Consider the following 10,014-nt stretch of genomic DNA (forward strand, 5'->3'; position numbering starts at 1 on the left):
CCGTGAGCCACTCCCGCTCAGCGATCAGTTGCGTTCTTCAATCGGTGTAACCGGACGTGGCGCAGGGCCGTTATAGTCGGCACTTGGACGAATAATACGGTTATTGGCACGCTGTTCGAACACATGCGCAGCCCAGCCTGTCAGACGTGAGCAGACAAAGATCGGTGTAAACAGCTTAGTCGGAATACCCATAAAATGGTAAGCGCTGGCATGGAAAAAGTCGGCATTACAGAAGAGTTTCTTCTCACGCCACATCACCGCTTCAACACGCTCAGATACTGGGAACAACACGCTATCACCAACATCTTTTGACAGTTTTTCAGACCACTGTTTGATAATGCCATTGCGCGGATCAGAGGTACTGTAGACCGCATGGCCAAAGCCCATAATCTTGTCTTTACGCGCCAGCATGCCCATGACTTCGGCTTCAGCTTCGTCAGGAGAGGTCCAGTCTTCGATCATATCCATCGCCGCTTCATTGGCACCGCCGTGTAACGGACCACGCAGCGAACCTATGGCACCGGTAATGCAACTGTGCAGGTCAGACAAGGTGGATGCACACACACGCGCCGTAAAGGTCGAAGCATTAAACTCATGCTCAGCATAGAGAATCAGCGATACGTTCATGACCCGAGCATGCAGCTCACTGGGTTTTTCACCACGCAGCAAGTGCAGGAAATGGCCACCAACGGAGTTATCATCAGTCACTGTATCGATACGTACACCCTCGTGGGTGAAGCGATACCAGTAACAGATAATCGATGGAAACAGTGCCAGTAAGCGATCCGTAGCATCCTGCTGCTCATCAAAACTTTCTTCAGTTTCCAGGTTACCCAGCATGGAACAACCGGTACGCATCACATCCATCGGATGTGCGTCTTTAGGAATCTGCTCCAGTACAACTTTCAATGCTTCCGGCAGTGCACGTAAGGTTTTAAGCTTGGCGATATACGCATCCAGCTCTGCCTGGTTCGGCAGTTTGCCTTTGAGCAACAGATAAGCAACTTCTTCAAAAGTGGATTTTTCTGCCAGCTCGTGAATATCATAACCACGGTAAGTCAGACCCGAACCGGATTGACCCACGGTACATAGAGCGGTTGTGCCTGCTGACTGGCCACGCAGACCAGCACCAGTGAGCTTTTTAGCTTCAGCCATGTAAATATCTCCTCGTTTGAATCGGCTTACTTGTTTTTGCCTGGGCAAACAACTGATCCAGCTTCTGTTCAAAATCGTGATAGTTAAGAAAATCGTACAAATCCATACGCGTCTGCATGGTGTCGACAACGGCTTTTTGATCGCCATCATCCAACAGATGCTGAAACACATTTAACGCCGCCTGGTTGGCTGCACGGAAGGCAGACAAGGGGTAAAGCACCATGGAGGCACCATTTTCAGCCAGTTCCTGTTTGTTAAACAGCGGCGTAGCACCAAATTCGGTGATATTGGCCAGCAGGTGTGCACCATTAATACCTTTCGCGAAGGCTTTGTAGTCTTCCAGGGTGTGCACCGCTTCGGCGAAAATACCGTCTGCACCGGCTTCCAGACAGGCCTGAGCGCGCTCAACAGCAGGCTCCAGTCCTTCCATCTGAAAGGCATCGGTACGGGCAATAATGAAAAAATCATCATCTGTGCGCGCATCTACAGCGGCTTTAACGCGATCCACCATTTCAGCCAGAGAAACTATTTCCTTATTCGGACGGTGGCCACAACGCTTCTGCGCTACCTGGTCTTCCAGATGCACGGCTGCGGCACCGGCTTTAATCATCTCTTTAACCGTACGGGCCATGTTAAAAGCGCCACCCCAGCCAGTATCGATATCCACCAGTAAAGGCGTTTCAACAGCACTGGTAATACGGCGCACATCTTCCAGTACATCATTCATTGAGGTCATGCCCAAATCAGGCAGACCATAGGAGGCATTCGCAACACCACCACCTGACAGGTAAATTGCCTGGTGACCGACGCGTGTTGCCATCATTGCATGGTAAGCATTGATGGTACCGACAATCTGCAGCGGTTGGTTTTCCTTCAGTGCTTTACGAAAACGCGCACCGGCAGTCAGTGAATTAGCCATTATTTTCCCCTTTAGTTTCGGACACTTTGTTCAGTTTGTTTTCAATATTGCGGCGCGCAGCACTGATATGCCGACGCATCAGCAACTCAGCCAGCTCAGGATCACGGGCATCAATTGCATCAATGATCTGACGGTGCTCCTTCAATGCCCGTTTGGGTCTTGAACTGGAAACACTGAACTGATAACGGTACATACGTACCAGGTGGTACAGGTCAGCGCCAAGCAGCTCTAACAGCTTGGCATTTTTACTGCCCTGTACAATGCGGTAGTGAAAATCGAGATCGCCCTCTTTCTGAAAGTATGAGCTCCAGGCTTCTTCTTCCACAGACAGCTCATGCTGATCCAGCAGGCTCTTTAACGAAGCAATCTCGCATCGGTCATATTTTGTGCCGCCAGGCGACAGGCCATACCTTCCAGTGCCTCACGGACATGATAGATCTCAATCAGCTCATTCGCCGACAGCTTGACCACCCGGGCACCGACATGCGCTTTGCGCTCAATCAGGCGTAACCCTTCCAGTCGACGAATCGCTTCGCGCAAAGGTCCCCGGCTAATGCCGTACATCCGCGCCAGTTCCGGCTCACTGATTTTATAACCTGCAGGAAGCTCACCTTTGACAATAGCAGTGACGATCTGTTGACAGACCCGATCAGCCAGGGTGCGGGTAATAGGCTCGAGAGGCAGAATATTATTTTTGTCTGACATGGTAACCCTTGAAGATTGTCGACAATATTTATTTAAAGCAACCTTACCGAGGCTAAATCACCGCGTCAACAGAGATTTTAGCTAAATATGTCAACACTAGACAAAAGTATACCGATTATTGTGTCTAATCGAATGCAGACGAATGCTGAGCCTGCGAATCCGACATCAGTACAAGTGGACACGGATTTTCAAACAGGCTCGCCAGCCACTTTCCAGACGGTAGAATCGCGCTTTTAATAAACGGTGTGGACAGTGATCAGCTATTATTCCCTTCCCTATCCTTCAAGTGCTACTGAGGTTTTTGAGCGGCTACGCTCACTCGGCCAAGCCGTTATTCTGGATAGCTGTCATCCGGATAGCGCTTTTGGTCGTTATGACCTGATCACAGCCGCACCAACAAAAAGTGTACAGCTAACAACACAGGGACTTGAGATTTACGAACCTGACTCAGGTTGGCAACCCAGTAGTGAAGAGGTGTTTTCATTGCTTAAGCACTGGATAGCAGATCTAGGCGACCTGCGCGATCAGCCCCCCCCCTCAAACGGGGGGCTGATCGGTTATTTCAGCTATGATCTGAACCGGCATCTGGAACAACTCCCCTCCAGGCCGAAGCCGATATCGATTTGCCCCACCTGGTGATAGGACTTTATCTGCAAGCAGTGATCATCGATCACCACAAGAAAAAAAGCTGGCTGGTGGTACATGCGCTGGCCGATACCACTATTACCCAGAATTTTTTGTCCCGTCTTACCTCAGAGGTATCTTCTGTTTCCCAAACAGATACTTCCCCCTTCAGCTTGCTTGAGCCCTTCACCAGCAATATGAGTGCCCGCGACTATCGTCATGCACTTGAGCGGATACACGCCTATATCCAGGCCGGTGATTGTTACCAAATCAACCTGGCACAACGCTTTACCGCTCCTTGTCAGGGTGATCCCTGGCAAGCCTGGAAAAGCTTGCGACAAGTCGCGCCAACGCCCTTTGCGGCTTATCTGGACCTGGATCAGGGTGCACTTTTATCCTTGTCTCCAGAGCGCTTTCTTAGTTGCGATAATAATGGACAGGTAGAAACACGCCCCATCAAAGGAACCCGACCACGCGGCACCACCAATGATGAGGATGCTCAACTGGCAACCGAACTGATCAACTCTGACAAAGACCGTTCAGAGAATGTCATGATTGTAGATCTGCTTCGCAATGACCTAAGCAAAGTCTGCCAACCTGGCAGCGTCGAAGTACCGGAACTATTTACACTGGAAAGCTACCCCAACGTCCATCATCTGGTCAGCAGTGTTACCGGACGCCTGGAGGGTGACTTTTCAGCGCTGGATTTACTGCGCGAATGCTTTCCTGGCGGCTCCATTACCGGTGCGCCAAAAATACGCGCCATGGAAATTATTGATGAACTGGAACCTCATCGACGTTCTGCTTATTGCGGCTCGATTGCGTATATCAGTGCGTGCGGCCGCATGGATAGCAGTATCACCATCCGCACACTGGTCTGTAGTAAAAACCACATTCATTGCTGGGCAGGTGGAGGTATTGTGGCCGACTCAGATATTGATGCGGAATATGCTGAAACTTTCAGCAAGGTAAACAACCTGCTCAAAACACTGCAAACCACATAGCAACCTTGATTCAACAAGATTTTGTCATAATTCCTACTCACTTTGCCAATACACTTCTATACTTTGGTATATAATTCGCGCCCATCGGGTTCGGCAACTGTGTCGTGCAACTGATGCGCGAGAATATAACCCTTGGCAGGGATGATTGAAGTGGCAGAGGTGTGCCTATTTTTAGTCCTTAATTGATCAGGAACCCTTTACCATGAAACTCAGTTTTCAATCCAAACTACTCTGTTCCATGCTGCTGCTGCTTATTCTTTCCCTCCTGGCACTGAGCACGCTGGCACACCGCCTGCTGAATACGGAAGTCAACCAGGCGGTTCAAAGTGAGATCCACAATACCCTGCGCAATGCCAAGACCTTTGCCAATGGCTGGCTGACAGCCAAATCCGACCTGCTCACAAGCCTGAGTCGTGAACTTCCACTGCAGCGTAGTGACGCAGAAAAATTTCTGACTTATGCCCGCAATGCCGGACAATTTGATCTGGTATACGCTGGCACCAGTCAGGGAGAAATGTGGCAATCGCAACCTCCATCAAACCTGCCATCAGATTATGATCCACGTACCCGCCCCTGGTACCAGCAGGCTATGGAAACCAAGTCTCTGATCGTTACCTCACCCTATGCCGATGCCGGTAGCGGTGAATGATCATTTCACTGGCGGCTCCACTGCAAAACACCAGCCAGGGTGTTATTGGCAGTGACATCAGTATTGATTCCATTATCCGTGAATTATTAACCCTGGAATCACGCTGGACATCACAACTCTGGATGCTGGATGGTGACCAGACCCTCATTGCTCATCCGGATAAAAGCAAGGTTCAACAAACTATAAGCCAGCTTCTGCCTGACCAGACAATTCCTGCCAATCAGGAAGTGGTAGACGTTCACTATGAGGGTGAAACCTGGTTAATGTCAGCCACCTATATTGCTGAAGCTGACTGGACTTTTCTGCTATTGGTCAAGCGCAGCGAAGCTATGGATGCATTAAGCCAGCTAACCATCACCCTGCTGGTACTAAGCCTGATGGTTCTGGTGATCTCAGCCGTGGTGCTCTATCTGCTGGTCAATTATCAGACCCGCCCCTTAAAGCATCTGGCACGGGCACTGGATGATATTTCTCAGGGAGAGGGCGACCTGACGCACCGGCTGGATGTAGAATCTGCGGATGAGTTTGGACGCATGAGCCTGGCGTTCAACCGTTTCGTTGCGCAGCTGCAATCAACCGTGAGTGAGATGATCCGGCTGACTGAACAGTTAAATCAGGAATCAGGTCGCAGCGTTGAAGATGTACAAAATAATCTGGAACAATTAACCCGGCAGAAAGAAGAGCTGACCCAACTGGCGGCCGCTGCTCAGGAGATGTCTTCAGCCACCGCCGAAATTGCCAGGAATGCCGAACAAACAGCCGGCATTGCCCGGCAATCATCAGAGTCAACGCAAAAAGGCCTACTCGTAGTTAAGGAAAACCGGGAGCAGACCCTGAGGTTAACTCAACAGATCTCTGATAGTACAGATGCAATACACTCAGTTGAGCAGCAGGTACAGAGTATCAGCAGTATTCTCGATAACATTCAGGGCATCGCCGAACAGACCAACCTGCTGGCCCTGAATGCCGCTATTGAGGCCGCTCGTGCCGGTGACCAGGGTCGCGGTTTTGCCGTAGTCGCTGATGAGGTACGCACGCTGTCACAACGCAGTCACAAGGCCACAGACGATATCCGTGGCATGATTACTGAACTGCAAAATGCTACACACCAGGCCGTTACACTTATGGGACAGAGCCAGAAACAGGCCCACATCAATGTTGAAAGTGCCGAACAGGCTGAGCAGCAGCTACAAACAATTGATGAAGCCAGCGGCACTATCAGTGAAATGGCAATACAAATTGCCAGTGCGGTTGAAGAGCAGAATGCAGTAACCACTGAAATCAGCAGTAACACTGAGCAGATTAAGGTTCTGGCCGATAATTTAACCGACCAGGCCGGTGAGACTGGCAACCGGGCGGCCAATCTCAAACAGGTTGCCAATTCGCTGCATCAATTGTCAGACAGGTTTAAAGTCTGATACAAAAACAGCAAGGATGCTGTTGTTACAGAGTTAAATCCCGATTACTGGCGGCCAGAAAAGCCTTTTTCAGGTCGTCGTAATTGTGCACCGCTGGAAACTGCGGAAACTCACGGATAACATTTTCGGGTGCATGAAACAGTATACCTGCTTCAGCCTGGGTCAACATGGTGGTGTCATTATAGGAATCACCCGCCGCGATTACCCGATAGTTGAGTAGCTGAAAAGCACGCACCGACTGGCGTTTAGGATCACGCTGACGTAGTGTATAGCCAGTAATACGCCCATCAGAATTGACCTCCAGCTTATGGCAAAGCAGTGCCGGAAAGCCCAGTTGACGCATCAATGGCTGAGCAAATTCATAAAAGGTATCTGACAGAATAACCAGTTGAAACCGCTCGCGTAACCAGTCCACAAACTCGACCGCACCCTCCAGAGGCTTCAGTCGGCTGATGGTATCCTGTATTTGCGCCAAGGTGAAACCCTGCTCATCCAAAATACGTAAGCGCTGTTGCATCAGCTCATCATAATCGGGAATATCCCGCGTCGTTGCCTTTAGCGCATCAATGCCAGTCTCTTCGGCAAACGCGATCCAGATTTCGGGAATTAAGACGCCTTCAAGATCAAGACAGGCCAGTTCCATGCATGGTCTCCAGTACAGAGTTAAGAAAAATGTTAATGCTGAGGTAACTTGATGCCTTTAAACAGCTCATCAACCTCATGTCGATTGGTAGAGTTTTGTACCTTCTCAACCATATCAAGTGTCAAATGTGGTGCAAATAAACGAATGAAGTCATACATATAACCACGCAGATAGGTGCCCTTTCTGAAGCCAATACGGGTGGTGCTGGCTTCAAACAGATGCGAAGCATCCAGTGCAACCAGATCACTGTCATGCTCAGGTTCCACAGCCATTGTCGCAATAATTCCGACTCCCAGCCCCAGGCGGACATAGGTTTTAATGACATCCGAGTCAACAGCTGTAAACACCACTTTAGGCTCCAGCCCTTTGTTTATAAAGGCCTCATCAAGCTTAGAGCGCCCTGTAAACCCGAATACATAGGTAACAATCGGATGCTTTGCCAGTTCTTCCAGGGTGAGTTCACTTACCTGGGCCAAGGGATGATCCTTGGGCACCACGACCGAGCGATTCCAATGATAACAAGGCATCATGATAAGATCGGGGAAGTGAGCCAAGGCTTCAGTCGCAATAGCAAAATCCACCTCTCCATCTGCCGCCATCTCGGATATCTGCATGGGTGTACCCTGATGCATATGCAATGCTACATCGGGGTATAACTTGATAAACTGATTAATAGTTGGAGGCAGTGCGTAACGTGCTTGTGTATGGGTTGTAGCCAGGCTCAGACTGCCCTTGCGTTCATCACTGAACTCTTGAGCTACCTGACGAATGCTTTCCACCTTCTGCAGGACCTCACCGGCGATTTTCAAAATTGCTTCACCCGCCGGAGTCACTCGGGTCAAATGCTTACCACTACGGGCAAATACCTCAACACCCAGCTCATCTTCGAGTAAACGAACCTGCTTACTGATACCCGGCTGTGAGGTATACAGACTTTGTGCAGTTGCCGAAACATTGAGATCATGCCTGGCGACTTCCCAGATATACCTGAGCTGCTGAAGTTTCATTTATCTTTACCTGAGTATAGGATTTTCACTTTTATATAACTGTAGAGAATAACAAAATACTTCTGCTGCGCCAATACATGAACAATAGCTAATTATATGCGCGAATTGAGTCGCCGAATCTCTTCATCTCCGCTAATCAGCCGCTTCTCAAGCGAGTTGATTTTAGCCTCAGCCCTTACCAACATCTCCTCTTTTTCCATGAGTTGAGCACGCAGCAGGTTATCGCGCTTAGCTGCTTCATTGGTGTAGGAAATATTTTTTTGATTATTACGCCGAATATCTTCCTGTAGCTCTTTGAGTTTGGTTTCGAGCCGCTTGGTTTTGTTAAGTTCGCCAAGTAACTGACTGTTTACTTTAGTCATATCACGCTGCAGTAATGCACTGTCCTGACGCATTTTAAGTAACTCGGTTTCCTGACTCTTGAGCTGTGACTTCAGCGTTTCATTTTTCACATCCTTGCGTGCCATACGTGCCTGCAGATCATGAAGCTCGCGGGTCTGCTCAGACTCTTTTTTACCTGCTTCTTCGCGTATTTTTTCCAAGGCATTGCGGTAATAGCGCGTGTCCACTTCTTCCTTGGCCAGGGTTTCCAGCATATGCCGCTGCTCATCCTTGATCCTTTGATCAAACATACGTCGGGCATCTTCATGTGCTTTTCTCAGCTGAGCCAGCTCATGTTCCAATGCTGAGCGGGCTTTTTCCTCTTTCTTGCGTGAATTGGTCTCGCTGGACAGGTTGGTCTTCAATACTGTGATTTCAGCATCCAGAGCCTTAACATGCTCATAGCTTTCTTCAAGCTTCAAGGTTTGTTCCCGGTAACGCGCTTCCATTTCCTGCTGTAGATGCTGAGACCTTTGCAGCGCTTCATCGTTACTGCGCTTTTCGACTTCAACACCGATATCTGTTCGCTGGCGTGTCAGCGAAACACCTGACTGGGCCTCTTGTACAGCCTGATGCCAGATACGCACAAATGACTGCGCCAAAGTATCCGGCATGCCCGGCATTTTTAGATCACGATCAGTCAGTACAACACGCAGAGGTAATTCGTTTCGCCACTGAGTAAGAAAACCACTGACATCATCAAGTGGGCTAGCAAGCTGCGCTGCCAGCTCTTCAGCTTGAGGAAAGCCACCGGAGAGCAATTGCTCATCGGCCAGTTCAAAAACTTGGACTTTAAGTTGTTCAGTATCCATGCAATCTATTTAACCAGATTAAAAGCGGGTAAAAATGAGGGGTAAGACAACAACACCCTCTTCAGTGTAGAGAGTATAAGGATACATCAACAGGGTATCTGTTTTACAGTGGATTAAGACCCGAACACGGAGATAGCAGGCGAATTGTCCGTGTTCGGGGTGTGGTTAAATCAGTCAATCAGCGTATCTATTAAGTCAATCATAAACTCGCTATCTTCTTCACTCATCAATTCCCAGCCTACCAGGCCCATATTCTGCAGTACACCGCGTCCTTTTTCATCTTCCGGCATATCCAGTAACGCAGCTTGCAGCATCGACTCATGCTCTTTGAACGCAGGCCCCACCAACAACACATGATGTATCACACCGATCTGGCTACTAACCAGCGGTTTCATTTCGCTACGAATCAGTTCTGACAGCTCATCATAAGCCTGCTTGAGGAAAAATCCGGCATCAGCTTCTCCCTTAAGCAGGTTTTTTGCCACCAATACGTAGTTCTTCAATGTTTTAATCGTGATGTTATCTGCATCCAGATCAGCCGACTCCAGCATTATCATACCCATCGTATGCACATCCGGATCGTCCGTGGTCGCAATAATGCTACCTGGCTGCAGGCTCTCAACGCTATCGATCTGTGAGGATACTGATACAGCAATGACTGTCTCATCAGCTTTGTGCGCAGGCTTCATCAAGGCTT

At 49.2% G+C, this 10,014-nt stretch carries 10 protein-coding genes and 1 pseudogene; 4 read left to right on the top strand and 7 right to left on the bottom strand.

The window, feature by feature from the left end; genetic code table 11:
• Positions 1-24: 24 nt before the first annotated feature.
• The 3 genes and pseudogenes from prpC to LH51_RS13645 form a co-directional block, all read right to left on the bottom strand.
• Positions 25-1,155 carry a bifunctional 2-methylcitrate synthase/citrate synthase gene (gene prpC / locus LH51_RS13635; protein ID WP_036523035.1) on the bottom strand — a complete coding sequence of 377 codons (1,131 nt, stop codon included), beginning with the start codon at positions 1,153-1,155 and terminating at the stop codon, positions 25-27.
• The gene (gene prpB / locus LH51_RS13640; protein ID WP_052063789.1) at positions 1,148-2,074 is read right to left on the bottom strand and encodes a methylisocitrate lyase; all 927 of its coding nucleotides are present in this window, start codon (positions 2,072-2,074) and stop codon (positions 1,148-1,150) included. The genes prpC and prpB overlap by 8 nt, the downstream gene beginning before the upstream one ends.
• A pseudogene (locus LH51_RS13645) lies at positions 2,067-2,779 on the bottom strand (GntR family transcriptional regulator). Before LH51_RS13645 ends, prpB begins: the two are co-directional and overlap by 8 nt.
• A 252-nt stretch (positions 2,780-3,031) precedes the next feature.
• On the opposite strand from LH51_RS13645, the gene LH51_RS24375 reads away from it, so the two are divergent.
• The 4 genes from LH51_RS24375 to LH51_RS13660 all read left to right on the top strand — a co-directional run bounded on the left by LH51_RS24375 (position 3,032) and on the right by LH51_RS13660 (position 6,474).
• Positions 3,032-3,418, top strand: a complete 387-nt coding sequence (locus tag LH51_RS24375) for a hypothetical protein (protein ID WP_327125174.1) — start codon at positions 3,032-3,034, stop codon at positions 3,416-3,418.
• Positions 3,403-4,407, top strand: coding sequence for an aminodeoxychorismate synthase component I (pabB, locus tag LH51_RS13650; protein ID WP_327125175.1), 1,005 nt, complete (start codon positions 3,403-3,405; stop codon positions 4,405-4,407). The genes LH51_RS24375 and pabB overlap by 16 nt, the downstream gene beginning before the upstream one ends.
• A gap of 202 nt (positions 4,408-4,609) precedes the next feature.
• A complete protein-coding gene (locus LH51_RS13655) occupies positions 4,610-5,056 on the top strand; it encodes a PDC sensor domain-containing protein (protein WP_036523037.1) in 447 nt (148 codons plus the stop codon).
• A complete protein-coding gene (locus LH51_RS13660) occupies positions 5,053-6,474 on the top strand; it encodes a methyl-accepting chemotaxis protein (protein ID WP_036523039.1) in 1,422 nt (473 codons plus the stop codon). Before LH51_RS13655 ends, LH51_RS13660 begins: the two co-directional genes overlap by 4 nt.
• A gap of 25 nt (positions 6,475-6,499) precedes the next feature.
• Here the strand turns inward: LH51_RS13660 and thrH are convergent, their stop codons facing one another.
• The 4 genes from thrH to LH51_RS13680 all read right to left on the bottom strand — a co-directional run.
• Entirely contained in the window at positions 6,500-7,117 is a 618-nt protein-coding gene (gene thrH, locus LH51_RS13665; protein ID WP_036523041.1) for a bifunctional phosphoserine phosphatase/homoserine phosphotransferase ThrH, read from the bottom strand.
• A 32-nt stretch (positions 7,118-7,149) separates the two neighbouring features.
• On the bottom strand, positions 7,150-8,124 hold the full coding sequence (cysB, locus tag LH51_RS13670) for an HTH-type transcriptional regulator CysB (RefSeq protein ID WP_036523043.1): 975 nt from the start codon (positions 8,122-8,124) through the stop codon (positions 7,150-7,152).
• Between the two features lie 92 nt (positions 8,125-8,216).
• The gene (locus LH51_RS13675) at positions 8,217-9,317 is read right to left on the bottom strand and encodes a DNA-binding protein (protein ID WP_052063790.1); all 1,101 of its coding nucleotides are present in this window, start codon (positions 9,315-9,317) and stop codon (positions 8,217-8,219) included.
• Positions 9,318-9,487: 170 nt separating this feature from the next.
• The coding region (locus tag LH51_RS13680; protein ID WP_036523053.1) for a PhnD/SsuA/transferrin family substrate-binding protein at positions 9,488-10,014 on the bottom strand (527 nt) is incomplete at its 5' end.

Origin of the sequence: Nitrincola sp. A-D6 (genome assembly GCF_000764495.1) — a bacterium.
Classification (GTDB): domain Bacteria; phylum Pseudomonadota; class Gammaproteobacteria; order Pseudomonadales; family Balneatricaceae; genus Nitrincola.